Genomic DNA, 24,592 nt, shown 5'->3' on the forward strand with positions numbered 1-24,592 from the left:
GTTGTGGTTTTGTTGTTGATTTTTGAGGAATTTTTCGTCGATGCAGGTTACCGAAACGCTCTCCGACGGCTTGAAGCGCGGCTTCACGGTCGTGGTTCCCGAACCCGAACTTGCCGCCAAGCGTGAGCAGCGTTTGGCCGAACTTGGCAAAACCATGCAGATGCCTGGTTTCCGGCCGGGCAAGGTGCCGATGTCGATGGTGCGCAAGCGCTATGGCGATGCCGTGGCCGCGGAAATCGTGGAAGGCGCGGTGAACGAAGCGTCTGACCGTCTGCTCTCCGAGCGCAATTTGCGCCCCGCGATGCAGCCGAAGCTGGAAGTGACCAAGCCGGGGCAGAACTCCGATCTCGAGTTCACCATGGAACTTGAGGTGCTGCCCGAAATCACGATTCCCGAACTCGGCGGCATTACGCTGAGCAAGCCGGTGGCGGCTGTTACTGATGAAGCTGTGAGCGAAGCTCTGGCCAAGATGGCCGAGCAGCGCAAGAGCTATACCCCGGTTGAAGAGCCGCGCCCGGCGGCGGCTGGTGAGCAGCTGACGGTAGATTTTATCGGCCGCATTGACGGTGAGGCTTTCCAGGGCGGCACTGCTTCGGATGTTGCGGTGGTCGTGGCCGGCCAGGGTTTCATCCCCGGCTTCTCCGAGCAGATGGAAGGCATCGCCCCCGGCGAGACGCGCACCATCACGGTTGATTTTCCCGAGGATTACGGTGCTAAGGAACTGGCCGGGAAGAAGGCTGAATTCGAAATCACCGCCAAGGTGCTCGCCGTGGCGCAGGTTCCGGTGATTGACGATGAATTCGCCAAGGGGCTTGGGCTGGAGTCGCTGGAAGACCTGCAAAAGAAGGTCTCCGAGCAGATTGGCCGCGAATATGAGCAGATGACGCGCCTGAAGCTCAAGCGCAGCCTGCTCGACGCGCTGGCTGAACGTGCGCATTTCGAGGCCCCGGTTTCACTGATTGATGCTGAGTTCGCTGAGATCTGGCGCCAGGTGGAGCAGGAAAAAGCCGCGGGCCGCGCCGATCCGGAAGACGAAGCCAAGGATGAAGAGATGCTGAAGGCGGAATATAAGGCAATTGCCGACCGCCGAGTGCGTCTTGGCCTGCTGGTTGCGGAAATCGGCCGTGCCAATGCGGTGACGGTCTCCGATCAGGATCTCCAGCGCGCCATGTTCAACGAGGCGATGAAGTATCGCGAACAGGCGATGCAGGTTCTGGAGTTCTTCAAGAAGAACCCGCAGGCGCTCGAGCGCTTCCGTGGTCCCATTTTTGAGGACAAGGTGGTGGACTTTCTGCTTGAGCGCATCACCCAGGAAGAAACCAGTGTGAGCCCGGAAGAGTTGGCGGCTGACCCTGAATCTTAATACGGGACTAGACGCGCGCGTTTGATCCACTAACTTAGGTTCATGACGTTCCGTTCCGCTCGCGCCGCGGCCTTATGAAAGGCGCGGTGCGGTGCCGGGGCGAGCGGTTAGATAGAACGAGGAATTTAGAATATGTGGGATCGGGATCCAGTCGAGGTCTATAATAATAACCTCGTGCCGATGGTGGTTGAACAGACGGCGCGCGGGGAACGCTCCTACGATATTTATTCCCGCCTGTTGAAGGAGCGGATCATTTTTCTGACGGGTCAGGTCTATGATCAGGTAAGCTCGCTGATTTGCGCGCAGCTGTTGTTTCTGGAAAGTGAGAATCCCAATAAGGATATTTCTTTCTATATCAACAGCCCCGGCGGTGTTGTGTCCTCCGGCCTCGCGATTTACGACACCATGCAGTATATCCGCAGCCCGGTCAGCACCGTGTGCATTGGGCAGGCAGCGTCCATGGGCAGCCTGCTGCTCTGCGCGGGCGCACCGGGCAAACGCTTTGCCTTGCCAAATGCCCGCGTCATGGTGCATCAGCCCTCCGGCGGCGCCCAGGGTCAGGCCACGGACATCGAAATCCAGGCCCGTGAAATCCTTAACCTGCGTAAGCGGCTGAACCAGATCTATGTGGATCACACAGGTCAGCCGCTGGAGGCGATTGAGGCCAAGCTGGAACGCGATTCCTACATGTCGGCGCAGGAAGCCAAGGATTTCGGCATCGTGGACGACGTTGTGAAAAGCCAGCCGCCATTGAGCGAAAGCCCGGCAACACCGCCCAGCCCGCAGGAAACCGCGCGATAAGCGGAGATTTGCTCATCGGGCGCTTTTCTGCCGAAATCAGCCCTGAACGCGAATTCAGGGCTGAATTTCGGATGCTTTTGATGGCTCTGATCCCCAGGTCTGGTGAAGGCCGGGGGTTAACTTTCTGAATTACTTTGGATTTTCTCCCGCATATGCCGGCGCTTGTGTGCTCCTGCGCAGGGGGCTAATCTTTTCTCTTATATTTCGCGCTGTGGAGTGGTTATGAGCAGCAAATCGAGCGACACCAAGAACACACTGTATTGTTCCTTTTGCGGGAAGTCGCAGCATGAGGTCCGTAAGCTGATCGCGGGTCCGACCGTCTTCATCTGTGATGAATGCGTCGAACTCTGCATGGATATTATCCGCGAGGAGCACAAAACTCATCTTGTGAAATCGCGTGATGGCGTGCCGACGCCGCGTGAAATCTGCAAGGTGCTGGATGATTATGTGATCGGCCAGGGGCATGCGAAAAAAGTGCTCAGCGTGGCGGTGCATAACCACTACAAGCGGCTCTCGCACGCGACCAAAAACAATGACATTGAAATCGCAAAATCCAACATCATGCTGGTTGGCCCCACCGGCTCGGGTAAAACCTTGCTGGCCCAGACGCTGGCCCGCATTCTCGATGTGCCCTTCACTATGGCTGACGCGACGACCCTGACCGAGGCCGGGTATGTGGGCGAGGATGTGGAGAATATCATCCTCAAGCTGTTGCAGGCGGCTGATTATAACGTCGAGCGGGCGCAGCGGGGGATCGTTTATATCGACGAGGTCGATAAAATTAGCCGCAAGTCGGACAATCCTTCGATCACCCGCGATGTGAGCGGGGAGGGGGTGCAGCAGGCTCTGCTGAAGATCATGGAAGGCACGGTTGCCTCGGTGCCGCCGCAGGGGGGGCGCAAACATCCCCAGCAGGAGTTTCTGCAGGTTGATACCACGAACATCCTTTTCATTTGCGGTGGCGCTTTTTCTGGGTTGGAGAAGATCATCGGGCAGCGCGGCAAGGGGTCGGGCATTGGCTTTGGCGCTGATGTCCGCAGCCCGGATGAGCGGCGCACCGGGCAGGTTTTGCGCGAGGTAGAGCCGGAGGATTTGCTTAAATTCGGCCTGATTCCGGAGTTCATTGGCCGTCTGCCCGTGGTTGCCACGCTTGATGACCTGGATGAGACGGTGTTGATTGAAATTTTGACCAAGCCGAAGAATGCTTTGGTCAAACAATACGGCCGCCTGTTCGAAATGGAGGGGGTCAAGCTCACCTTCACTGATGAGGCGCTTAAGGTTGTTGCCGGGCGGGCGATCAAACGCAAGACCGGCGCGCGAGGCCTGCGTTCGATCATGGAGGGTATCCTTCTGACAACGATGTTCGACCTGCCGGGTCTGGATGGCGTGGCGGAGGTTGTCATCAGCGGAGATGTGGCCGAGGGCCGGGCCGAGCCGCTCTTTCTGTATGCGGAGAAGCGTGCGGAGACGGCGTCCTGAGGCGAGGGTCTGGCCAAATTGAGGGGTGGCAGGTCTTGCAGCTCTGCCAAACCAAACCGATATGTCCATTTGTGGCCGGAGACCGGCACCGTGTGCTGTGCCTGTAAGGGCAGTGCATGAGGCTTAAAGGAACCTATTATGTCTGATGTTACAAAGCCTGCCCCTCTCTCCGATACTCTGGCGGTCCTGCCGCTCAGGGATATCGTGGTATTCCCGCATATGATCGTGCCGCTTTTCGTTGGGCGCGACAAATCTGTGCGGGCTCTGGAGAGCGTGATGAAGGAGGATAAGCAGATCCTTCTGGTCGCGCAGAAGAATGCCGCGCAGGATGATCCTTCCGCGGAGGATATTTACAAAGTTGGAACCATTTCCACGGTTCTGCAGCTGCTGAAGTTGCCTGACGGCACGGTAAAAGTGCTGGTGGAAGGGATAAGACGGGCGCGGATTACGAGTTTCAAAGAGACCGAGGATTATTTCGAGGTTTTTGCCGATCCGATTGAGGATCAGGCGGATGACGAAAAAGAGGTCGAAGCACTTGGCCGCACCGTTGTTTCGCAGTTCGAGCAGTACATTAAGCTCAACAAAAAAATCGCGCCCGAAGTTTTGGTCTCCGTTAACCAGATCGACTCGCCATCCAAACTTGCGGATACGGTTGCCAGCCATCTGGGTTTGAAAATCTCCGATAAGCAGGAGCTGCTGGAACTCGGCAGCACGAGCGAACGGCTTGAACGCGTGTTCAACCATATGGAATCCGAAATCGGGGTGCTCCAGGTTGAAAAGAAGATCCGCACCCGCGTGAAGCGGCAGATGGAGAAGACCCAGCGCGAGTATTACCTCAACGAGCAGTTGAAGGCGATCCAGAAGGAGCTGGGGGAAGGAGAGGACGGCAAGGACGAAACCGCCGAGCTTGAAGACAAAATTAATGCCACTAAGCTCTCCAAAGAGGCCCGCGAAAAAGCGTTGGCAGAGCTGAAAAAATTGCGCAGCATGAGTCCGATGAGCGCGGAAGCGACGGTCGTGCGCAATTATCTGGACTGGATTTTGGGCATCCCCTGGAAGAAGCGCAGCAAAATCAAGAATGACGTGGTCGAGGCTGAGCGCGTGCTCAACGCGGATCATTATGGACTCGAGAAAATCAAGGAGCGAATCGTCGAGTATCTGGCGGTGCAGTCGCGCAGTCCCAAACTGCGGGGGGCGATTCTCTGCCTCGTCGGTCCGCCGGGTGTTGGTAAAACCTCGCTGGGCAAGTCCATTGCCAAGGCCACCGGGCGTAATTTTGTCCGTATGTCGCTGGGCGGCGTGCGCGATGAAGCTGAAATTCGCGGGCACCGGCGGACGTATATCGGCTCTATGCCGGGCAAGATCATCCAGGGAATGAAGAAAGCTAAAACCTCTAATCCCCTGTTTTTGCTCGATGAAATTGATAAGCTGGGTGCTGACTGGCGCGGAGATCCATCGTCGGCCCTGCTGGAGGTGCTGGATCCGGAGCAGAACGCGAGTTTTGCTGATCATTACCTGGAGGTCGATTACGATCTCTCGGATGTCATGTTCGTCACCACGGCGAACAGCCTGAACATGCCTCAGCCGTTGCTGGACCGTATGGAGATCATCCGTATTCCCGGTTACACTGAGGATGAGAAGGTCGAAATCGCCAAGCGGCATCTGGTGTCCAAGCAAGGTGAAGCGCACGGGCTGAAAAAGGACGAATGGTCCATTACGGACGATGCGTTGCATGAGCTGGTCCGCACCTACACGCGCGAGGCCGGTGTCCGTAATCTTGAGCGTGAAATCGCCACCATTGCGCGCAAGGCGGTGAAGGAGATCGTAACCACCAAGACCAAGAAGGTTACCATCAGCAAGCGCAACCTGGAGAAATTCTCGGGCGTTGCAAAATACCGCTATGGCGAGACGGAGGCCGAGGACATGGTCGGCGTCGTCACCGGCCTGGCCTGGACCGAGGTTGGCGGAGAGATTCTCACCATTGAGAGTGTGCTGCTGCCGGGCAAGGGCAATATCAAGCAGACCGGAAAGCTTGGCGATGTCATGCAGGAAAGCGTGCAGGCGGCATATTCCTATGTCCGCTCGCGCGCTGCCCAGTTTGGGATCAAGCCGCCGTTTTTCGATAAGCGCGATATCCATGTGCATGTGCCGGAAGGGGCGACGCCCAAGGATGGCCCGTCAGCCGGTATTGCGATGGCGACTTCGATTGTCAGCGCCATCACGGGGATCCCGATTCGCCGTGATATCGCGATGACGGGTGAGATCACCCTGCGCGGCCGGGTGTTGCCAATTGGTGGTTTGAAGGAAAAACTTCTGGCCGCGTTGCGTGCCGGGATTACCACCGTCATCATCCCCAAGGACAATGAAAAGGATCTCATCGAGATCCCGGCCAACGTCAAAAAAGGGTTGACGATCATCCCTGTCTCCCATGTCGACGAGGTTATCGGCCGGGCGCTCAGCCGCAAGCCTGAACCGATTGATTGGGAAGATATAACCGATGAGATCGCCGCGGTACCCGCTGACACCAGGGCGGCATCCTTGCCGCACTAACAGCCGTTATTTGACGGGCGCACCTTAAGTTAGGTATCTACTGGCGTTACTATCACCGATGACCCACCTGCAGCTAACGCTGGATGCAGGTGGGCGTTTTTTGCATGATTCACAACAGGGAGTTTACCCATGAATAAGAATGATTTGATTGCCGCTGTCGCTGACGAGACCGACATCACGAAGGCCAAGGCGGCTGAGGTGGTAGATGCCGTGTTTGGCGCGATCGAGAAGACGCTGAAGGCGAAAGAGGAAGTACGTCTGGTCGGTTTTGGTACATTTGCCACCGCCGAGCGTGACGCTTCCAAGGGCCGTAATCCGCGTACCGGCGAAGAAATTGATATTCCCGCCTCCACCTCGGTTCGTTTCAAGGCGGGCAAAACCTTGAAGGATGCGGTTAACTAATTTTGTCCTGGTGGACGGCGAGAGCCGTCCTCTTTTAAAAGTTTGGGCGGTTAGCTCAGCGGTAGAGCGTCTCGTTTACACCGAGAGGGTCGGCGGTTCAAACCCGTCACCGCCTATTCCTTCCTTGAATTTCCTCGGTTTTTTCTTCATGGGTTGTAATTTTAGGCGTTGCGGCCGTCTTGAATAGAGTTTTGCGCATCATGCGCTTGACGATGGTCACGTAGCCCTTTACACCGCCGCTTACTGAAATGCGGGTGTAGCTCAGTTGGTTAGAGCGCCGGCCTGTCACGCCGGAGGTCGCGGGTTCGAGCCCCGTCACTCGCGCCAGCATGGCGAAAGCCTCACTGGCCCCAGAAAACAAACCTCTCCATCGTTTCGCAGTATTGACCATATCTTGTCGCAGTGCGACACGGCGGATACTGTTCTGTTGTTGGCTACGCCAACGCTGACCAAGCCAGGGATAAGGAGTTACGCGGTGCAGCCGGTCCTTTCACAGTACTTCCCGATACTTGTTTTTGGGGCAATTGCTGCGCTCATTGGCGTGGCGTTCGTATTCGGGTCACTTTTTGCAGCCCGCCAGAAGCCCTATGCCGCCAAGCTCTCGGCATATGAATGCGGCTTCGAGGCCTTTGGGGATGCGCGGCGCCGGTTTGACGTCCGCTTCTACCTGGTTGCCATTTTGTTTATTATTTTCGACGTGGAAGTTGCCTTCCTTTTCCCCTGGGCCGTCAGCCTGTCGCGAATCGGCCTTCTCGGCTTTTTCTCGATGCTGGGGTTTTTAGGTGTTTTGACGGTAGGCTTTATCTATGAGTGGAATAAGGGCGCACTGGATTGGGAGTAGCTAAATGAGCGTTTCCACGGATACCGCGCTCGCCTGGAACCGGGATCATCTGCCGCAGGGTTCTGCGCAGGATGCCGTCATCAAGGGCATCACGGGCGAGATCGCAGGCAAGGGTTTCGTTGTCGCCAATATGGATAAATTGGTGAACTGGGCCCGGACTGGAAGTCTGTGGCCGATGACCTTCGGGTTGGCTTGCTGCGCGGTGGAGATGATCCACGCCTACATGCCGCATTACGATCTGGACCGATTCGGGATCATCCCCCGTGCGAGTCCGCGGCAAAGCGATGTGATGATTGTCGCGGGCACGCTGACCAATAAAATGGCACCGGCACTGCGCCGGGTCTATGACCAGATGCCCGAGCCTCGCTGGGTAATCTCCATGGGCAGCTGCGCCAATGGCGGCGGCTATTACCATTATTCTTATTCTGTCGTGCGTGGCTGCGACCGTATCGTGCCGGTGGATATCTACGTCCCCGGTTGCCCGCCGACGGCGGAAGCACTGGTCTACGGCATTATGCAATTGCAGAAAAAAATCCGGCGGACAGGGACAATTTTGCGTGGCTGATGAATCAATCAAGGCAGATACCGTGTTGGACGCCGTTGCGGCCCTGCCCGGTGTAATGGTGGCCCGGCGCGATCTGGGCGAATTAGTGGTCGAAGCCGCGCAAGGCGACGCCTATGCGTTGTTTACCCGCTTGCGCGATGAGTTTGCCTTCGCGCAGGTCATGGACATCTGCGGCGTTGACTTCCCCGAGCGTGCCGCCCGGTTTGATGTGATCTACAACCTGCTCTCGGTTACGCGGAATGAGCGGGTCCGGGTCGTGGTGCAGGTTGCCGACTCGCTTTCCCTCACCTCGGTCTCCTCCCTATGGCCGAGCGCCACCTGGTGGGAACGCGAGGTCTGGGATCTTTTCGGCATTCCGTTTGAGGGGCTGGCCGATCATCGGCGTATCCTCACTGACTATGGATTCGAGGGACACCCGTTGCGTAAGGATTTTCCTCTCACCGGCTATGTTGAGGTTCATTATGATGATGAACAGAAGTCAGTGGTCTACGACAAGGTAAAGCTCACTCAGGAATTCCGTAATTTTGATTTTCTTTCGCCCTGGGAGGGAATGACCACACTTCCCGGCGATGAGAAAGCCCGGGGGGAGCGCAAATGAGCGAGCTCGCGCCCCGCACATCGAAGACCGTTGAAATCGATAACCATACCATAAACTTCGGGCCGCAGCATCCGGCCGCGCATGGTGTGCTCCGTCTGATCCTGGAGATGGATGGCGAGGTGGTTGAACGCGCCGATCCGCATATCGGCCTGCTGCATCGCGGTACTGAAAAGTTGATCGAGTATAAGAGCTATCTCCAGGCTGTTCCGTATTTTGACCGTCTTGATTACGTCTCGCCGATGGCCTGCGAATACGCTTTCGCTTTGGCAACAGAAAAATTGCTAGGAATTACAGCGCCGGATCGCGCGCAGTGGATTCGGGTGATGTTTTCTGAAATCACGCGTGTGCTGAACCATTTGCTTGGGGTCTCCAGTTTTGCGCTGGACTGCGGCGCGCTCACCCCTGGCCTATGGGGGTATGTGGAGCGCGAGAAGCTTCTTGAGTTCCATGAGGCTGTCTCTGGCGCGCGCTTTCATTCCAACTATTTCCGGCCAGGTGGTGTCGCCAAGGATCTGCCGGCGGGGCTTGTGGATGATATTGCGGCTTGGGCCGAAACCTTTCCGAAATTCATTGACGATGTGGAGGCGCTGCTCACCGGCAACCGTATCTGGAAACAGCGTGTTGTCGATATCGGGGTGATCCCGGCGGAGGATGCGCTGGCCTGGGGCTTCTCAGGACCTTGCCTGCGCGCCTCCGGCATTGCCTGGGACCTTCGCCGCTCTCAGCCGTATGATAAATACAGCGAAGTCGATTTCGAAATTCCCGTTGGCCGTCATGGTGATTGTTACGATCGTTATCTGGTCCGTATCGCCGAGATGCGTGAGAGTGTGAAAATCATTAAGCAGTGCCTACAAAAAATGAAGCCAGGGCCTATCAAGGTTCAGGATCATAAAATCGCACCGCCCACCCGTGCCGCGATGAAGCAATCGATGGAAGCGTTGATCCATCACTTCAAGCTCTACACCGAGGGCTACCACGTTCCCGCAGGCGCCACATATACGGTGGTTGAGGCGCCTAAGGGCGAGTTCGGAGTTTATCTCGTGTCGGATGGGACAAACCGCCCCTACCGGTGCAAAATCCGTTCAACAGGGTTCTCGCATTTGCAAGCCCTTGAGACACTTGCAAAAGGCCACATGCTAGCTGATACGGTGGCGATTATTGGTTCTCTTGATATTGTTTTTGGTGAGATCGACCGGTGAACGCTAATATAGAGCCGACAGATTTCGTGTTTGATGCCGTCGCGGAGGCCGCGGTTGCCAGGGCGATTGCGCGCTACCCGGCAGGCAAGCAGGCCAGCGCTGTTATGGCCCTGCTGGATATTGCGCAACGGCAAATGGAACGGCTGACAGGCTCCGCCTGGGTGCCCCGCTTGGCGATGGATGCGGTTGCGCAGCGTTTGGGTATTGCTGCGGCTCGTGTGTACGAAGTTGTAACTTTTTATACGATGTACAACACGAAGCCGGTTGGTAAATACCATCTGCAGGTTTGCACCACGACGCCTTGCTGGCTGCGTGGGTCGGATGAAGTTGTCTCCTCCTGCAAAAAAGTTGCGGGTATTGAAGGCTTCGGCCAGACTAGCGCGGATGGTCTGTTCACCATGACGGAAGTGGAATGCCTTGGTGGTTGTGTGAATGCTCCCATTCTGCAAATCAACGATGATTACTACGAAGATCTGGACGCGGCGCGGACGGAAGCTTTGTTGAACGCTTTAAAATCCGGCGCTCCCTTGCCGCCGGCAGGCTCAAGTATCGGCCGCCAGGCCTCGGCCCCGGTGACCAATCAGACAGCCTTGCTGAACAACACCAAGCCGGTGGAGTGAGACATGCTGAATGATGCGGACAGAATTTATCAAAACCTGTATGGTCAGCAGGATTGGCATCTCGCTGGCGCGCGTGCGCGCGGTGACTGGAATGCGACGGCGGATATTCTTGCGCGCGGCCGGGATGCGATTATTGAGGAAGTAAAAACCTCGGGTCTGCGTGGTCGTGGGGGGGCTGGTTTTCCCACCGGCATGAAATGGTCGTTCATGCCCAAGCAGAGCGATGGCCGGCCATCGTATCTCGTCGTCAATGCCGATGAGAGTGAGCCAGGCACCTGCAAAGACCGTGATATTATCAGGAATGAACCGCATAAACTGATCGAAGGCAGCCTGATTGCCGGTTTTGCCATGGGCGCGCACACGGCTTTCATCTATATCCGTGGTGAATATTATAACGAGGCAGCGCGTCTTCAAGCGGCGATTGAAGAAGCCTATGCCGCCGGGCTGCTCGGCAAAAATGCGGCCGGTTCGGGGTGGGATTTTGATCTGGTTCTGCATCGTGGCGCCGGGGCGTATATTTGCGGTGAAGAGTCGGCGTTACTGGAAAGTCTGGAAGGCAAAAAAGGAATGCCGCGGATGAAACCGCCGTTCCCCGCCGCCATGGGCTTGTACGGCTGCCCGACTACGGTGAACAATGTAGAGTCCATTGCCGGTGTGCCAACGATTCTGCGCCGTGGTGCAGCGTGGTTCTCGGCGCTTGGCCGTCCCAAAAACACTGGCACCAAAATTTTCTGCATCTCTGGTCATGTGAATCGTCCGTGTAATGTTGAGGAGGAGCTCGGCACGCCGCTGAAAGATTTGATCGAGAAACATGCCGGTGGCGTGCGCGGCGGTTGGGACAATTTGCAGGCCGTTATTCCCGGCGGAGCTTCGATGCCGATCCTCAACAAGGAAATGTGCGAAACCCAGCTGATGGATTTCGATTCTCTGGCGGCAGTTCGCAGCGGCCTAGGCTCCGGCGCCATCATCGTCATGGATAAATCAGCCGATGTCGTTAAAGCCATCTGGCGCCTTTCAAAATTCTTCAAGCACGAGAGCTGCGGCCAATGCACGCCTTGCCGCGAGGGCACCGGCTGGATGATGCGGATGATGGATCGCATCGTGCAAGGCAAAGCCTCAATGGCCGATATCGCACTTATGGAGCAGGTGACCACACAGGTTGCCGGGCATACCATCTGTGCTTTTGGTGACGCCGCGGCGTGGCCAATCCAGGGGCTGATGCGCGCTTTCCGCCCGCTGGTCGAACAACGGGCAACGGACTATAAGCCGGCCCAACCACTCGCCCAGGCGGCGGAGTAAACCATGGCAAAAGTCACTGTCGACGGCATTGAAGTCGAGATTGCGAACGGCTCTTCGGTCTTGCAGGCGGCTGAGGCCGCTGGCAAGGAAATCCCGCGCTTCTGTTATCATGAACGTCTTTCGGTCGCAGGCAATTGCCGCATGTGCTTGGTAGAGATTGAGAAAGTTCCCAAACCTGTCGCCTCCTGCGGGCAGCCGGTGGCTGATGGCATGGTCATCTTCACCGATACCGAGAACGTGCGTAAGTCGCGCCGCGGCGTGATGGAATTTCTGCTGATCAATCACCCGCTGGATTGCCCGATCTGTGACCAGGGTGGTGAGTGCGACCTGCAGGATGAGGCCGTGAGCTATGGCCGCGACACCTCGCGTTACGAGGAAGGGAAGCGGGCAGCGGCCCAGCCGGATTGGGGGCCTCTGGTTAAAACCACGATGACCCGCTGCATCCATTGCACGCGCTGCATTCGTTTCTCTACAGAAATAGCTGGAGTGCCGGAACTCGGCGCCACGATGCGCGGCGAGAACATGCAGGTTGGCACCTATGTTGACAAAGCCCTGAGCTCCGAGCTTTCCGGCAACCTTATAGATCTTTGCCCGGTCGGCGCGCTGACCTCCAAGCCTTACGCCTACACTGCCCGCTCATGGGAGCTGCGCAAGACTGACAGCGTGGATGTACTGGACGCCGTGGGCGCCAACATTCGTATCGACGCGCGGGGCGCGGAAGTGCTGCGCATCTTGCCGCGCCTGAACGACGATGTGAATGAGGAGTGGCTCGGCGATAAATCCCGCTTCTCGGTTGACGGCCTAAAGCGCCGCCGGTTAGATCGCCCCTGGCTGCGCGAGAACGGCAAGCTCCGGGCCGCCAGCTGGGAAGAGGTTTTTGCAGCCGTTACGAACAAAATAAAAGCCAGCAAGCCGGAGCGCCTTGGCGCCATCGCAGGCGATCTCGTTGATGTGGAGAGCATGCTGGCCCTGAAGGAAATGTTCACGAGCCTTGGCTCGCCGAATCTGGACTGCCGGCAGGACGGCGCGGTATTTGATGCATCGCAACGCGGTTTCTATCTCTTCAACACCACCATCGCTGGCATTGAAGAAGCGGATGCGCTGGTCATCATCGGCAGCAATCCGCGGCACGAAGCACCGGTGCTTAACGCGCGCATTCGCAAGCGCTGGCTTGCCGGGCATTTTGAAGCCGGCCTCATCGGCGTACCGCATGATCTTACCTATCCCACAACCCATGTCGGCTCTGGGCCGGATGCCATCACCGCATTGCTCGATGGCACGCATCCCTTCGCGGAAGTTCTGAAAGCGGCGAAGAAGCCGATGCTCATCCTCGGCGCGGGCGCGCTGGCGCGGCCCGATGGCGCTGCCATTCACGCCGCCGCCTGGAAACTCGCCGCGCAGTTCAACATGCTGAACGACGACTGGCATGGCTTCAACGTGCTGCATCATGCGGCGGCGCGCACCGGCGCGCTAGATATTGGCTTCCTTCCTGGCCCGGGGGGTAAGCCGACAGCTCAGATGCTCGCTGGCGGTGCGGACGTTCTCTGGCTGCTTGGTGCGGATGCCCTGGATAGCCAAGCCATCGGTGCGGACACCTTCGTGATTTATCAGGGGCACCATGGCGATGCCGCCGCCGCCCGGGCTGATGTGATCCTCCCCGGCGCCGCCTACACGGAAAAGGACGGCACCTACGTCAACACCGAAGGCCGGGTGCAGCAAGGCTTTATCGCCGTTAAACCGCCTGGCGATGCGCGTGAGGATTGGCGCATTCTGCGCGCCATCAGCGCCTATATGGGCCACGCCCTGCGGTATGACACGTTGCAGGAATTGCGCGCGCATTTGGCGCAGACCTATCCTGCGTTTGCACTCACCGGTGAGCTGCGCCGCCTCGCGGGGGGCAGCCTCACGGCCCCGGCGGGTGATCCTGCAGCGGTGAGCGCCGTGCCGTTTGAACCGATTTTCGACAATTACTATCAGACCGACCCGGTCAGCCGTGCCAGCCCCACCATGGCCGCCTGCGTTGAGGCCCATTATCCTAACCTGGCGGAGGCTGCGCAATGAGCGTGCTTCTGCAAACCAATCTCGGCATCGCCGTCCTCACGCTGCTTGAGTCGCTGGCCATTATCGTACCGCTGCTGCTTGGCGTTGCCTATCTCACTTGGTTCGAGCGTAAGGTGATGGGCGCGATCCAGCTGCGCAAAGGCCCTAATGTCGTGGGGCCGTTCGGCCTGTGGCAGCCTTTCGCCGATGCCATCAAAATGCTGTTCAAGGAAACCATTTTTCCGGCCGGCGCCGATAAGGTGCTGTTCACCATCGCGCCGATGATTACCTTTGGTCTCGCTGTTGTGGCCTGGGCGGTAATCCCGGTGAACGACCATTGGGCGGTTGCCAACATTAATGTCGGCATCCTCTATCTGTTCGCGATCTCCTCGCTCGGCGTATATGGCATTATCATCGCCGGTTGGGCCAGCAACTCCAAATACGCCTTCCTCGGCGCGTTGCGCAGCACGGCGCAGATGGTGTCCTACGAAGTCTCGATGGGTTTCGTTATCGTCACGGTGCTCATCTGCGTTGGTAGCCTGAACCTTAACGACATTGTGCTGGCGCAGCGGCACATCTGGTTCGCTATTCCGTTGTTGCCGCTTTTCGTCATCTTTTTCATCTCTGGCTTGGCCGAAACCAACCGCGCCCCGTTCGATCTGGCCGAGGGTGAAACCGAAATCGTCGCCGGCTTCTTCGTTGAATACAGCGCCATGACCTTCGCGCTGTTCTTCCTCGGCGAATACGCGAATATGATCCTGATCAGCGCGATGACCACGACGCTCTTTCTCGGCGGCTGGCTCTCTCCCATTCCCTTCGCGCCGTTCACGCTCATCCCAGGCGTGTTCTGGTTTCTGCTCAAGATACTGGTCTGCCTGTTCGTCTTCGTCTGGGTGCGCGCCACCCTGCCACGTTTCCGTTATGATCAGATTATGTCTCTCGGGTGGAAGGTGTTTCTTCCTATTTCACTCGTATGGCTGGTGCTGACAGCCGGCTTCCTGGAAATTTTCGGGATGCTCCCCCATGCTTGAGGTTTGTAAATGACACGTTTAGGCCGGATGGCGTGGGGGCTGGTGCTGTGGGAAATCCTCTGCGGCCTGGCGCTGACTTTGCGGTATTTCTTCAAACCCAAAGCCACCATTAACTACCCGTATGAGAAAAACCCGACCAGCCCGCGCTTCAAGGGGGAACACGCGCTGCGCCGTTACCCGAACGGCGAGGAGCGCTGTATCGCCTGCAAATTGTGCGAGGCGGTCTGCCCCGCGCAGGCGATCACCATCGAGGCTGCGCCGCGTGACGATGGTTCCCGCCGCACCACGCGGTATGACATCGACATGACCAAATGTATCTACTGCGGTCTGTGCGAGGAAGCATGCCCGGTTGATGCCATCGTGGAGGGGCCGAACTTTGAGTTCGCTACCGAAACGCGCGAAGAACTTCTGTATAACAAGGCAAAGCTGCTTGATAATGGCGACCGGTGGGAACCGGAATTAGCCAAGCGGCTAGAACTTGACGCGCCGTACCGGTGAGAGTCCAACCATGATCCAAAATCTTCTTTTTGATCTTTTTTCCTTTATCCTGCTGGGTTCAGCAGCGATGGTGGTGACCAGCCGCAACCCCGTGCATGCGGTGTTGTTTCTCATTCTCGCCTTCATCAACGCCGCGGCGTTGTTTCTTCTGGCCGGGGCTGAGTTTCTCGCGATGGTCCTGGTTATCGTTTATGTCGGCGCGGTTGCGGTGTTGTTCCTCTTCGCCGTGATGATGCTGGATGTGAATTTCGCCGTCCTGCGGGAAGGCTTTCAACGATACGCCCCCATTGGCGCCTTGGTGGCGCTCATCCTGTTCGTGGAACTGGCGCTGTTTGTCACCGGGTCGGCCATCGCGCCCGGCGCGGCCGCGGCCCGGTTGTTTCCCACGCCGGACAACATTACCAACTCCCAGGCGCTGGGCTCGCTCATCTACACTAATTATCTAGTCTTGTTCCAACTCTCGGGTATCATTTTGCTGGTCGCGATGATCGGCGCCATCGTGCTGACGCACCGTGACCGCAAGCGCGCCAAGCGGCAAAATCTGGATATCCAGCATGCCCGCCTCCCGTCGGAAACCCTCACCATGGTCTCAGCCAAGCTTGGCGCCGGCGCCGCGATGCCTCAGCCGGAAAAGGAGACGCTCTAATGCTGATCCCACTATCGCATTATCTATTTGTTGCCGGCCTTCTGCTCGTTATCGGTGTTTTCGGCATCTTCATGAACCGCAAGAACATCATCATCATCATGATGTCGATCGAGCTGATCCTGCTGGCCGCGAACATCAACTTCATCGCATTCTCCGGTGCCTTGCATGACATGGTGGGGCAGGTCTTCACCATGTTCGTGCTCACCGTTGCTGCCGCTGAATCCGCCATTGGCCTTGCCATCCTGGTCATCTATTTCCGCAATCGTGGCTCGATCGAGGTCGAGGACGTGACATTGATGAAGGGTTGAAATGCTCACCTTAATCGCCGTTTTTGCGCCGCTCATTGGCGCGGTCCTCGCGGGCGTCGCGCGTCCGTTCATAGGAAAGCAGGCAGCCATTGGCGCCAGTGTGCTGTTCATGGTCATCTCGGCCGTGGCGGGTGTGTCTTCCTTCATCGCGTTCGTGCAGGGCTGCGTGCCCATCGCGCCGCTGCATCTTGCAAGCTGGATTTCCGTCGGGAGCTTCTCGCCAGGCTGGACCTTGCGGCAGGATACACTCAGCCTGGTCATGGTCGCCATGGTCAGCAGCGTTTCCATGCTCATCCATGTCTACAGCATGGGCTACATGGCGCATGACAAAACCGTTCCCCGGTTCTTTGCCTATCTTTCCCTCTTCACCTTCGCCATGCTGATGCTAGTGACGGCGAACAACCTGCTCCAGCTTTATTTTGGCTGGGAGGGGGTTGGTCTCGTCTCCTACTTGCTCATCGGCTACTGGTATGAGCGCCCTTCAGCGAACGTGGCGGCCATCAAGGCCTTCATCGTCAACCGCGTGGGCGATCTGTCCTTTGCGGTCGGCATCGCGCTGACATATTTTGTTTTCAAAACGATCTCGTTTGATGGGATTTTCGCCGCGGTCGCCGCCCATACGGGAGACCAATACAGGCTGCTGGGCACCTCGTTCCCGGCGCTGGAGGTTATCTGCATTCTTTTGTTCATCGGCGCCATGGGCAAATCCGCGCAGATTTTCCTGCACACCTGGCTGGCTGACGCGATGGAGGGCCCCACCCCGGTCTCGGCGCTCATCCATGCCGCCACCATGGTTGCCGCAGGCGTATTCCTGATCGCGCGGATATCGCCGCTGCTGAACGCGGCGCCAGCCGCCATGGATTTCGTCACGATCATCGGTGCGTCCACCGCCCTTTTCGCGGGCACCATCGGCTGCGTGCAGAACGACATCAAACGCATCATCGCCTATTCCACCTGCTCGCAGCTTGGCTATATGTTCCTGGCGGCGGGGCTTGGGGCCTATCCGGTGGCGATGTTCCACCTCATCAACCATGCCTTCTTCAAGGCGCTGTTGTTCCTGGCGGCCGGTTCGGTCATTCACGCGATGTCGGATGAACAGGATATCCGCCTGATGGGCGGCCTGGCCCGCAAGCTGCCCATCACCTGGCTCGTCATGCTTGTTGGTGCCCTGGCCCTGGCCGGCATCCCCCCCTTTTCCGGTTATTACTCCAAGGATGCGATCCTTGATGCAGCCTTTGGCGCGAACACCGCGGTTGGAATGTATGGCTGGGTTTGTGGCGTTATCACAGCAGGTCTCACGGCATTCTATATTTCGCGGCTTTTTCTGCTCACCTTCCACGGCACCTCGCGCGCGCCGAAGCATGTTCAGGAGCATGTGCATGAGAGCCCGCTGGTCATGCTGGTGCCGCTCGTGCTTCTCGCTTTCGGTGCTCTGGGCAGCGGATTTGTTCTCAGGAGCAGCTTTATCGGCGCGGGCTTCGCGCATTTCTGGGGCGCGAGCATTGCGATTCCCGCAAACGGCGTGATGAGTGCTTTGGCCCATCCAACGGCAGTTGCTGAATTCTCGCCGCTCGTTGCTTCCGTGTCAGGGATATTTGTCGCCGTCATCTTCTACATTCTGGTGCCGTCGCTCCCCGCAGCCCTCTCGCAAAACCTTGGCGGGCTGTATCGCTTCGTCCTCAACAAATGGTATTTCGATGAGGTTTATGACGTAGTTTTGGTCAAACCTGCCTTGCGCCTCGCCAAATTTGCCTGGCGTTTCGGTGACGAGCAGGTGATCGACGGCGTGCCCAACGGTCTTGCGAGCCTCACCACCGATGCCTCAGTGCAGACGGTTAAACTGCAGACCGGCTCGATCGCGCTATATGCTTTCATTATGCTGATCGGCCTGCTTGCCTTCCTCAGTCTCTTCCTGTGGGTGCGTTAACCATGAACCAGATCGGTTTTCCCATCCTCTCGCTGCTTACGTTTTTGCCGCTTGCAGGTGTTGCCTATCTTGCCACGCTACGCGGCGATGAAATGGCCGTGGCGTCCCAGGCGCGCAACGGCGCTCTCATCACAAGCCTCGGCGTGCTGGCGCTGGGGATTTATCTCTGGGTGGCTTTTGATCCATCACAGGCTGGCTTCCAGTTTGTTGAAGCACTGCCCTGGCTTTCGGGGCTGGACGTGCAGTACCGCATGGGGGTGGACGGCATCAGCCTGTTCCTCATCCTGCTCACGGCCTTCCTGACGCCCATCGCCATTCTCTCCAGCTGGTCCATCACCAAGCGTGTCCGTGAACTCATGATGGCGTTCCTGCTGCTTGAGACCATGACGATCGGCATGTTCTGCGCGCTCGATTTTGTGGTTTTTTATATCTTCTTCGAGGCCGTGCTCCTGCCGATGTATCTCATCATCGGCATTTGGGGCGGCGAGCGCCGGATTTATGCGGCGGTCAAATTCTTCATCTTCACCCTGGCCGGTTCGCTGTTCATGCTGCTGGCCCTGGTTTGGCTGTGGCGCAACGCCGGAACAACCGACATCGTGACATTGCTGCACACGCCCATCGCGCCGCAGGCGCAGATGTGGCTGTTTGCCGCATTCCTGGCTTCTTTTGGTGTCAAGGCTGCTGTCTGGCCGCTGCACACCTGGTTGCCTGACGCCTATGGCGAGGCGCCGATCCCCGGCACCATCATGCTGGCAGCGGTGCTTTCAAAAATGGGCGCCTATGGTTTCCTTCGCTTTGCGGTTCCCATGCTCCCGCAGGCTGCTGCCGCCGCTGAGCCCTTGATGTTTACATTGGGCGTCGTCGCCGTCATTTACATCTCTTTCGTCGCGCTGGCGCAGACCGACATGAAGCGCATGATCGCCTATTCATCAGCCGCTCACATGGGCATCATCATCATCGGCATTTTCACCTTCACGGTGGAAGGTATCGAGGGCGCGTTGTTTCAGATGCTCTCGCACGGTCTTGTCATCGCCGGTTTGTTTGTTTGCACCGGCATTTTGCTCTCTCGCGGCCAAACGCTCACGCTCTCGCGTTTAGGTGGCCTGGCCGCGAAAATGCCGGCCTACGCGGCATTGCTCATGCTGTTTTCGCTGGCGAATGTCGGTCTGCCCGGGACTTCCGGCTTTGTTGGTGAGATTTTGGTCATCGTCGGGGCCATGAAGGTCAATTTCTGGGTCGCGCTGCTGGGCGCCGGAGGCATGGTGCTGGGCGCCGCCTATATGTTGATGCTTCTTCGCGCTGTATTGTTCGACAAATTGAGCCGCCCCGAGCTTGGCGCGCTAGCTGATCTGAAACCCAGAGAATACGCCATGCTGCTGCCCCTGGCGGCCATGGTGCTCTGGCTCGGCATCTACCCCGGCAGCTTCACCCATATGTTTGACGCATCGGTGAATGCCATGGTGCAGGCACATATCGCCGCCCTCACACCCCATACGGCGCTTGCCATGGTGACCAAATGAACCCGATGTATCTTCCCCTTATCCCCGGCCTGATACTGGGCCTGGGCGGCATGGTTTTGTTGCTTATTGGGGTGCTCTCTAAGCGCGATCAGACCTGCACCTGTACTTACGGCGCCGTGCTGGCGCTGGGTCTCGCAGCGGCATTTTGCCTGGCCGCGCCAGATGGAGTGCTTTTCGCAGGGTTGTTGAAAACCAGCCTGTTCACTCGCTTTGCCGATACGCTGGTCTACCTTGGCGCCGCCGCCGCCTTGCTGTTGTCGCTGGACTATAACCGGCGCGAGGCCATGGCCCGCTTTGAGTTTCCCGTTCTGGTTCTCTTTGCGGTCCTGGGGATGATCGTGATGATCTCAGCGGCTGATCTCATGAGCCTTTACATCGGGTTCGAGCTGCAATCCCTGACACTGTATATTCTTGCCGCTTCGGCGCGGGATTCACTGCGTTCAACCGAAGCCGGCCTGAAATACTTTGTCCTGGGCTCTCTTGCCTCCGGCCTGCTCATTTATGGTATTTCCTTGGTTTATGGTTTCGCGGGGACCACCAATTTCATCTCCCTCGCGGCAATCCTCGCCAACGGCGCCGGCTATGGGACAATTATCGGCATCGTCTTTGTCCTGGTCGGCCTTGCCTTCAAGGTTTCGGCGGCGCCCTTCCATATGTGGACACCTGACGTATACGAAGGCTCCCCCACCCCGGTGACCGCTTTGTTTGGCACCGCGCCAAAAATCGCGACCATGGCGCTGCTGTTTTCGGTCATGCTCGGGCCGTTCGGCCACCTGCTCGCGCAATGGCGCATGATTATTGAGGTCCTTAGCATCCTCTCGATGGCCCTGGGCGCCCTGGCCGCCATCGGCCAGAAGAACATAAAGCGGCTGCTGGCTTATTCCTCTATCGGCCACATGGGCTACGCCCTGATGGGTCTGGCCGCTGGCACGATGGCGGGAACGCAGGCGACCCTGGTTTATCTCGCGATTTATCTGGTTATGTCCTTTGGCGCCTTCGCTTGCGTCATCGCCATGCGCCGGAAGGGCCAAGCCGTGGAAACCATTGCCGATCTGGCCGGGCTCTCCACGGAGAACCCAAGCTTTGCCCTGGCTCTGGCGATATTCATGTGGGCCATGGCGGGCATCCCGCCGCTCTCGGGCTTCTTTGGCAAGCTCTATGTATTCTCCGCCGCCATTAACGCGGGGCTTACAACTCTGGCCGTCGTTGGTGTGGTTACCAGTGTCATCGGCGCGTTCTACTATCTGCGCGTGATCAAGGTGATGTATTTTGACGCCGGAACCCCCGGCTTCGATAAAACCGCCAGCAGTGTGCGCTTCGTGATGTTCGCGGGCGCGCTTGTCACCTGTCTGTTCGTCTTTATTCCCGGTCCGCTCATTACCGCAGCGGATGCCGCGGCGAAGGCTCTTATTGGTTGATCTCCTGGCGGCTTGAGACCTATGACGAGTTAGGATCAACCTCCGATCTTTGCACCGCTCGTGCTAAAGCGGGGGAACCGGAAGGCTTTGCCGTACTTGCCCGCAAACAAACTGCGGGGCGCGGCAGCCGCGGGCGCAGCTGGCAGGCGCCTGAGGGGAACCTCAACCTCTCGGTCCTGCTCCGCCCAACCATGCCGGCCGCGCTGGCTGGTTTCTATTCCCTTCTGGCTGGCGTCGTGGCGGCCGAGGCGATTGAGCCGTTTTTTGCCCCGCCGACTATGCTGAAATGGCCAAACGATGTGTTGCTGGGCGGTGCCAAGCTCGCAGGGGTGCTTATCGACGCTGCCCCCAACGGCCAAAATCTTGATTGGCTGGTTATCGGCATCGGCATGAATTTACGCGCCGCGCCGCAAATCCCCGGCCGGGCCACCACCTCCCTGGCTGCTCATGGCCTTACTCTTTCGGCCCTTGATGCCGCAAACGCTATTTTATCAGGCTTCTCCCGCTGGCACAGTGCCAGCATCGAGGCGATCCGTGACGCCTGGCTCAACCGCGCCCACCCGCTCGGCACACCCCTTGAGATTAAATCCGCACAGGCCACCCGGAGCGGTACGTTCGCCGGCCTCTCGCCTTCGGGCGAATTGCTGTTGCAGAGCAATAATCGTATCCACCAGATCAGCACGGGCGATGTCATGCTGAGTCCGGTGTGAGGAGGGTCAAATGCTTCTGGTGATCGACACCGGCAACACCAACATCGTATTCGCGGTGCATAATGGCACGGAATGGCGCGGCACCTGGCGGCTGGCCACCTCGGCGCAGCGCACCTCGGATGAATACGGTGTCTGGCTGGAAGCCCTGCTGACCCGCGCGGGCATAACCCCAAGTGAGATCAGCCGCGCGGTCATTGGCACCGTTGTTCCAGCCGCCCTGTACGACCTGCGCCGCCTTTGCCGCGAATGGTTCGATGTCGAGCCGCTGGTCGCCAACGCCCGGCTGGATTGGGGTTTTGAGATCAAGGTTGACACCCCCGACGAGGTCGGCGCTGACCGTTTGCTCAACGCGCTCGCCGCCCATAACCTTTATCATGGCCCTCTGGTGGTGGTTGATTTCGGCACCGCCACCACCTTCGATGTCGTGGACGCCGACGGCGCCTATCTCGGGGGAGCCATCTCGCCGGGCATCAATCTATCCATTGAGGCTCTGCATCAGGCCGCGGCCCGGTTGCCGCGCATCGGCATCGGCCGGCCGCAATCGGTCATCGGCCGCTCCACGATCCCCGCCATGCGCTCAGGCACTTACTGGGGCTATATCGGGTTGATAGAAGGCCTGCTCACCCGCATTGAAGGCGAGTACGGCACACCGCTCAAGGCAATCGCCACCGGTGGACTCGCCCCCTTGTTCGCCGAGGGCACATCGCGGTTCACCGCCATTGATTCCGACCTGACGCTCTATGGCTTGCGTCTGCTTTCGCTGCGCAATAACCCGCCCCCTTTGCCGCGCGACCGCGCACGGTTTATCGAGGCCGAATAATCTAAAACCTACCCAGGAGTTTTGTATCTGATGAAAAAATCCACCGGCAAATCCCCGGCACCGGCCCGGGGCGATGCCCAGGGCGGGTTCATTTTCGTGCCCCTCGGCGGCACCGGCGAAATTGGCATGAATTTCAACCTCTATGGTTGCGATGGTGCCTGGCTTGCTGTTGATTGCGGCATGGGCTTCTCCGGGCCGGAAACGCCTGAAGCTGAAATTCTGTTGCCCGACCCGGCGTTTATCGCCGAACAACGCGACGCCCTGCTGGGCCTGGTCGTCACGCATGCGCATGAGGACCATATCGGGGGCATTGCCCGGCTCTGGCCGCAACTGCGCTGCCCGGTCTATGCAACCCCCTTCGCCGCCGCGATTATCCGCCGCAAACTGGCCGAGGCCGGGCTTGGCCGCGAGGTTAAGCTCAAGATCATCAAGCCCGGCGCGGCGTTTGAGCTTGCGCCCTTCAGCCTGCGTTATATCCAGATGACGCATTCCACGGTGGAGGCGCAATCACTTGCCATCACAACCAGCTACGGCACCGTTCTGCATACCGGCGACTGGAAGCTTGACCCCGACCCCGTGGTCGGCGCCTTGTCCGATGAAGCCGGCCTGAAAGCCTTGGGCGATGCCGGCGTGCTCGCCATTGTCTCGGATTCCACCAACGCGATGGTGGAAGGTCATTCCCGCTCCGAATCAGAGGTCAAGCGGAGCCTCAGGGGGCTGATTGCCGACATCCCCGGCCGTATCGCCATCACCTGTTTCGCCAGCAACGTGGCGCGCGTCGCGAGCATCATCGCCGCCGCCCAGGCGGCAGGGCGGCACATCGCCCTGGTGGGCCGGAGTCTGGGCAATTACGTCGCCGCGGCGCAGGAGGCTGGTTATTTGCAGGATGCGCCAGACTTCATCCCCGAGGAGGATATCGGCTCCATCCCCGACGAAAATCTGCTGCTCCTGGTTACAGGAAGCCAGGGTGAACCCCGCTCGGCTCTGGCGCGTATCGCAGCTGACACGCATCGCCACGCGGTGCTGGGGGAGGGCGATACGGTTATTTTCTCATCGCGCATGATCCCGGGCAACGAGCGGTCCATTACCGCGGTGCAGGACGCACTGGTCCGCCGCGGCGTTGATGTTATCACCGATGAAGATGAATTCACCCATGTCTCCGGCCACCCCAAGCGCGACGAGCTGCGTAAGCTCTACAGCTTGGTCCGGCCTAAATATGTCGTCCCCACCCATGGGGAATGGCGCCATCTCTCCTCCCAGGCGGCGCTTGCGGAGGAGGAGGGGCTGATTCCCCTCATGATGGAAAACGGTGACGTGCTGCAGTTCGGGCCGGGGACACCTGCGGTTGTTGACTCTGTCCCCTCCGGCCGCCTGGTCTTGGATGGTGAGCGCGTTATCCCGCTTAAGGGCGGCGTGTTGTCCGCCCGCCGGCGCATGTTGTTCAACGGTGTTGTTATCGGCAGTTTTGCCGCCGATGCCAGCGGTAAATTGCTTGGCCCAGCCAGGATTTCCGCACCGGGACTGCTGGATGAGGCAGATGGGATGCTCAGGCTGGAAGCCGAGGCGGAGTTTTTCGAGCTGCTCGCGGATCTGCCCGCCGCGGTTCGCCGCAACGAGACCGCCTTCCTGGAAGCTGCCCGCACAGGGCTGCGCAAGGTCGTCGGCAAGCGCTTTGGTAAACGTCCGATGGTAGAGGCACATCTGTTGAGAGTTTAGATTTGCATAAAATACAATCATTTATGAAAATAAAAACGCCTTTTCGACTAAAAAAATGTCAAATTTTTATTTTAAGGATAAAAAACCATCAATAAAAGGGTGCTTTTTGCTGGACTTCTGTTTTTGTGCGGCGCACTATAAGTCCGGGGTGAATTTTGGTTCTTCATCCTGCTGTGTGACTGGTGTTTCCTCCCTAACCTTGGCCCGCCGCCCGAAAGGGCTGGCGGGCTTCTTTCTGTTT

General features: G+C 58.3%; 23 protein-coding genes and 2 tRNA genes. All 25 read left to right on the forward strand.

What is annotated here, in order from left to right; genetic code table 11:
* Nucleotides 1–40 precede the first annotated feature (40 nt).
* Nucleotides 41–1,363: a trigger factor gene (gene tig, locus PHE40_RS01895; RefSeq protein WP_299957199.1), complete on the forward strand. Its 1,323-nt coding sequence runs from the start codon at nucleotides 41–43 to the stop codon at nucleotides 1,361–1,363.
* A gap of 132 nt (nucleotides 1,364–1,495) precedes the next feature.
* On the forward strand, nucleotides 1,496–2,164 hold the full coding sequence (gene clpP, locus PHE40_RS01900) for an ATP-dependent Clp endopeptidase proteolytic subunit ClpP (protein ID WP_291424259.1): 669 nt from the start codon (nucleotides 1,496–1,498) through the stop codon (nucleotides 2,162–2,164).
* 222 nt (nucleotides 2,165–2,386) lie between these two features.
* The gene (gene clpX / locus PHE40_RS01905; RefSeq protein WP_299957207.1) at nucleotides 2,387–3,643 is read left to right on the forward strand and encodes an ATP-dependent Clp protease ATP-binding subunit ClpX; all 1,257 of its coding nucleotides are present in this window, start codon (nucleotides 2,387–2,389) and stop codon (nucleotides 3,641–3,643) included.
* Between the two features lie 138 nt (nucleotides 3,644–3,781).
* Entirely contained in the window at nucleotides 3,782–6,193 is a 2,412-nt protein-coding gene (lon, locus tag PHE40_RS01910) for an endopeptidase La (protein ID WP_299957209.1), read from the forward strand.
* A 129-nt stretch (nucleotides 6,194–6,322) separates the two neighbouring features.
* Nucleotides 6,323–6,595 carry an HU family DNA-binding protein gene (locus PHE40_RS01915; protein WP_291424265.1) on the forward strand — a complete coding sequence of 91 codons (273 nt, stop codon included), beginning with the start codon at nucleotides 6,323–6,325 and terminating at the stop codon, nucleotides 6,593–6,595.
* Nucleotides 6,596–6,639: 44 nt separating this feature from the next.
* A tRNA-Val gene (locus PHE40_RS01920) sits at nucleotides 6,640–6,711 on the forward strand.
* A 134-nt stretch (nucleotides 6,712–6,845) separates the two neighbouring features.
* Nucleotides 6,846–6,922, forward strand: a tRNA-Asp gene (locus PHE40_RS01925).
* Between the two features lie 148 nt (nucleotides 6,923–7,070).
* The gene (locus PHE40_RS01930; protein WP_299957212.1) at nucleotides 7,071–7,436 is read left to right on the forward strand and encodes an NADH-quinone oxidoreductase subunit A; all 366 of its coding nucleotides are present in this window, start codon (nucleotides 7,071–7,073) and stop codon (nucleotides 7,434–7,436) included.
* A 4-nt stretch (nucleotides 7,437–7,440) separates the two neighbouring features.
* Entirely contained in the window at nucleotides 7,441–8,001 is a 561-nt protein-coding gene (locus tag PHE40_RS01935) for an NADH-quinone oxidoreductase subunit B family protein (protein WP_284256848.1), read from the forward strand.
* Nucleotides 8,002–8,056: 55 nt separating this feature from the next.
* On the forward strand, nucleotides 8,057–8,599 hold the full coding sequence (locus PHE40_RS01940) for an NADH-quinone oxidoreductase subunit C (protein WP_299957265.1): 543 nt from the start codon (nucleotides 8,057–8,059) through the stop codon (nucleotides 8,597–8,599).
* Nucleotides 8,596–9,798: an NADH-quinone oxidoreductase subunit D gene (locus PHE40_RS01945; RefSeq protein WP_299957218.1), complete on the forward strand. Its 1,203-nt coding sequence runs from the start codon at nucleotides 8,596–8,598 to the stop codon at nucleotides 9,796–9,798. The genes PHE40_RS01940 and PHE40_RS01945 overlap by 4 nt, the downstream gene beginning before the upstream one ends.
* A gap of 26 nt (nucleotides 9,799–9,824) precedes the next feature.
* Nucleotides 9,825–10,418: an NAD(P)H-dependent oxidoreductase subunit E gene (locus tag PHE40_RS01950; RefSeq protein WP_299957221.1), complete on the forward strand. Its 594-nt coding sequence runs from the start codon at nucleotides 9,825–9,827 to the stop codon at nucleotides 10,416–10,418.
* Nucleotides 10,419–10,421: 3 nt separating this feature from the next.
* The gene (gene nuoF, locus PHE40_RS01955; RefSeq protein ID WP_299957224.1) at nucleotides 10,422–11,717 is read left to right on the forward strand and encodes an NADH-quinone oxidoreductase subunit NuoF; all 1,296 of its coding nucleotides are present in this window, start codon (nucleotides 10,422–10,424) and stop codon (nucleotides 11,715–11,717) included.
* Nucleotides 11,718–11,720: 3 nt separating this feature from the next.
* On the forward strand, nucleotides 11,721–13,778 hold the full coding sequence (gene nuoG, locus PHE40_RS01960) for an NADH-quinone oxidoreductase subunit NuoG (protein ID WP_299957227.1): 2,058 nt from the start codon (nucleotides 11,721–11,723) through the stop codon (nucleotides 13,776–13,778).
* Entirely contained in the window at nucleotides 13,775–14,788 is a 1,014-nt protein-coding gene (gene nuoH / locus PHE40_RS01965; protein WP_299957231.1) for an NADH-quinone oxidoreductase subunit NuoH, read from the forward strand. Before nuoG ends, nuoH begins: the two co-directional genes overlap by 4 nt.
* A gap of 9 nt (nucleotides 14,789–14,797) precedes the next feature.
* Complete coding sequence (gene nuoI / locus PHE40_RS01970) at nucleotides 14,798–15,286, forward strand: NADH-quinone oxidoreductase subunit NuoI (protein ID WP_291422252.1); 489 nt, start codon at nucleotides 14,798–14,800, stop codon at nucleotides 15,284–15,286.
* Nucleotides 15,287–15,296: 10 nt separating this feature from the next.
* On the forward strand, nucleotides 15,297–15,932 hold the full coding sequence (locus PHE40_RS01975) for an NADH-quinone oxidoreductase subunit J (RefSeq protein WP_299957238.1): 636 nt from the start codon (nucleotides 15,297–15,299) through the stop codon (nucleotides 15,930–15,932).
* Nucleotides 15,932–16,240, forward strand: a complete 309-nt coding sequence (gene nuoK / locus PHE40_RS01980; protein WP_299957241.1) for an NADH-quinone oxidoreductase subunit NuoK — start codon at nucleotides 15,932–15,934, stop codon at nucleotides 16,238–16,240. The genes PHE40_RS01975 and nuoK overlap by 1 nt, the downstream gene beginning before the upstream one ends.
* A gap of 1 nt (nucleotide 16,241) precedes the next feature.
* Complete coding sequence (gene nuoL / locus PHE40_RS01985; RefSeq protein WP_299957244.1) at nucleotides 16,242–18,167, forward strand: NADH-quinone oxidoreductase subunit L; 1,926 nt, start codon at nucleotides 16,242–16,244, stop codon at nucleotides 18,165–18,167.
* A 2-nt stretch (nucleotides 18,168–18,169) separates the two neighbouring features.
* Nucleotides 18,170–19,687 (forward strand): NADH-quinone oxidoreductase subunit M, encoded by a 1,518-nt coding sequence (locus PHE40_RS01990; RefSeq protein WP_299957247.1) that lies wholly within the window; start codon nucleotides 18,170–18,172, stop codon nucleotides 19,685–19,687.
* Nucleotides 19,684–21,105 carry an NADH-quinone oxidoreductase subunit NuoN gene (nuoN, locus tag PHE40_RS01995; RefSeq protein ID WP_299957250.1) on the forward strand — a complete coding sequence of 474 codons (1,422 nt, stop codon included), beginning with the start codon at nucleotides 19,684–19,686 and terminating at the stop codon, nucleotides 21,103–21,105. Before PHE40_RS01990 ends, nuoN begins: the two co-directional genes overlap by 4 nt.
* Nucleotides 21,102–21,815, forward strand: coding sequence for a biotin--[acetyl-CoA-carboxylase] ligase (locus PHE40_RS02000; RefSeq protein WP_299957253.1), 714 nt, complete (start codon nucleotides 21,102–21,104; stop codon nucleotides 21,813–21,815). Before nuoN ends, PHE40_RS02000 begins: the two co-directional genes overlap by 4 nt.
* A 10-nt stretch (nucleotides 21,816–21,825) precedes the next feature.
* A complete protein-coding gene (locus tag PHE40_RS02005; RefSeq protein WP_299957256.1) occupies nucleotides 21,826–22,635 on the forward strand; it encodes a type III pantothenate kinase in 810 nt (269 codons plus the stop codon).
* Nucleotides 22,636–22,665: 30 nt separating this feature from the next.
* The gene (locus tag PHE40_RS02010; protein ID WP_408838345.1) at nucleotides 22,666–24,351 is read left to right on the forward strand and encodes a ribonuclease J; all 1,686 of its coding nucleotides are present in this window, start codon (nucleotides 22,666–22,668) and stop codon (nucleotides 24,349–24,351) included.
* Between the two features lie 55 nt (nucleotides 24,352–24,406).
* Nucleotides 24,407–24,592 (forward strand): hypothetical protein (locus tag PHE40_RS02015; RefSeq protein WP_299957259.1); only part of this gene is annotated, 186 nt, incomplete at its 3' end.

This window comes from Acidocella sp., assembly GCF_028687955.1.
GTDB lineage: Bacteria > Pseudomonadota > Alphaproteobacteria > Acetobacterales > Acetobacteraceae > Acidocella.

Coding starts and splice junctions, on each gene's coding strand:
- tig (WP_299957199.1), top strand. CDS start 41: ATGCAGGTTACCGAAACGCTCTCCGACGGCTTGAAGCGCGGCTTCACG.
- clpP (WP_291424259.1), top strand. CDS start 1,496: ATGTGGGATCGGGATCCAGTCGAGGTCTATAATAATAACCTCGTGCCG.
- clpX (WP_299957207.1), top strand. CDS start 2,387: ATGAGCAGCAAATCGAGCGACACCAAGAACACACTGTATTGTTCCTTT.
- lon (WP_299957209.1), top strand. CDS start 3,782: ATGTCTGATGTTACAAAGCCTGCCCCTCTCTCCGATACTCTGGCGGTC.
- PHE40_RS01915 (WP_291424265.1), top strand. CDS start 6,323: ATGAATAAGAATGATTTGATTGCCGCTGTCGCTGACGAGACCGACATC.
- PHE40_RS01935 (WP_284256848.1), top strand. CDS start 7,441: ATGAGCGTTTCCACGGATACCGCGCTCGCCTGGAACCGGGATCATCTG.
- PHE40_RS01940 (WP_299957265.1), top strand. CDS start 8,057: ATGGTGGCCCGGCGCGATCTGGGCGAATTAGTGGTCGAAGCCGCGCAA.
- PHE40_RS01945 (WP_299957218.1), top strand. CDS start 8,596: ATGAGCGAGCTCGCGCCCCGCACATCGAAGACCGTTGAAATCGATAAC.
- nuoF (WP_299957224.1), top strand. CDS start 10,422: ATGCTGAATGATGCGGACAGAATTTATCAAAACCTGTATGGTCAGCAG.
- nuoG (WP_299957227.1), top strand. CDS start 11,721: ATGGCAAAAGTCACTGTCGACGGCATTGAAGTCGAGATTGCGAACGGC.
- nuoH (WP_299957231.1), top strand. CDS start 13,775: ATGAGCGTGCTTCTGCAAACCAATCTCGGCATCGCCGTCCTCACGCTG.
- nuoI (WP_291422252.1), top strand. CDS start 14,798: ATGACACGTTTAGGCCGGATGGCGTGGGGGCTGGTGCTGTGGGAAATC.
- PHE40_RS01975 (WP_299957238.1), top strand. CDS start 15,297: ATGATCCAAAATCTTCTTTTTGATCTTTTTTCCTTTATCCTGCTGGGT.
- nuoK (WP_299957241.1), top strand. CDS start 15,932: ATGCTGATCCCACTATCGCATTATCTATTTGTTGCCGGCCTTCTGCTC.
- nuoL (WP_299957244.1), top strand. CDS start 16,242: ATGCTCACCTTAATCGCCGTTTTTGCGCCGCTCATTGGCGCGGTCCTC.
- PHE40_RS01990 (WP_299957247.1), top strand. CDS start 18,170: ATGAACCAGATCGGTTTTCCCATCCTCTCGCTGCTTACGTTTTTGCCG.
- nuoN (WP_299957250.1), top strand. CDS start 19,684: ATGAACCCGATGTATCTTCCCCTTATCCCCGGCCTGATACTGGGCCTG.
- PHE40_RS02005 (WP_299957256.1), top strand. CDS start 21,826: ATGCTTCTGGTGATCGACACCGGCAACACCAACATCGTATTCGCGGTG.
- PHE40_RS02010 (WP_408838345.1), top strand. CDS start 22,666: ATGAAAAAATCCACCGGCAAATCCCCGGCACCGGCCCGGGGCGATGCC.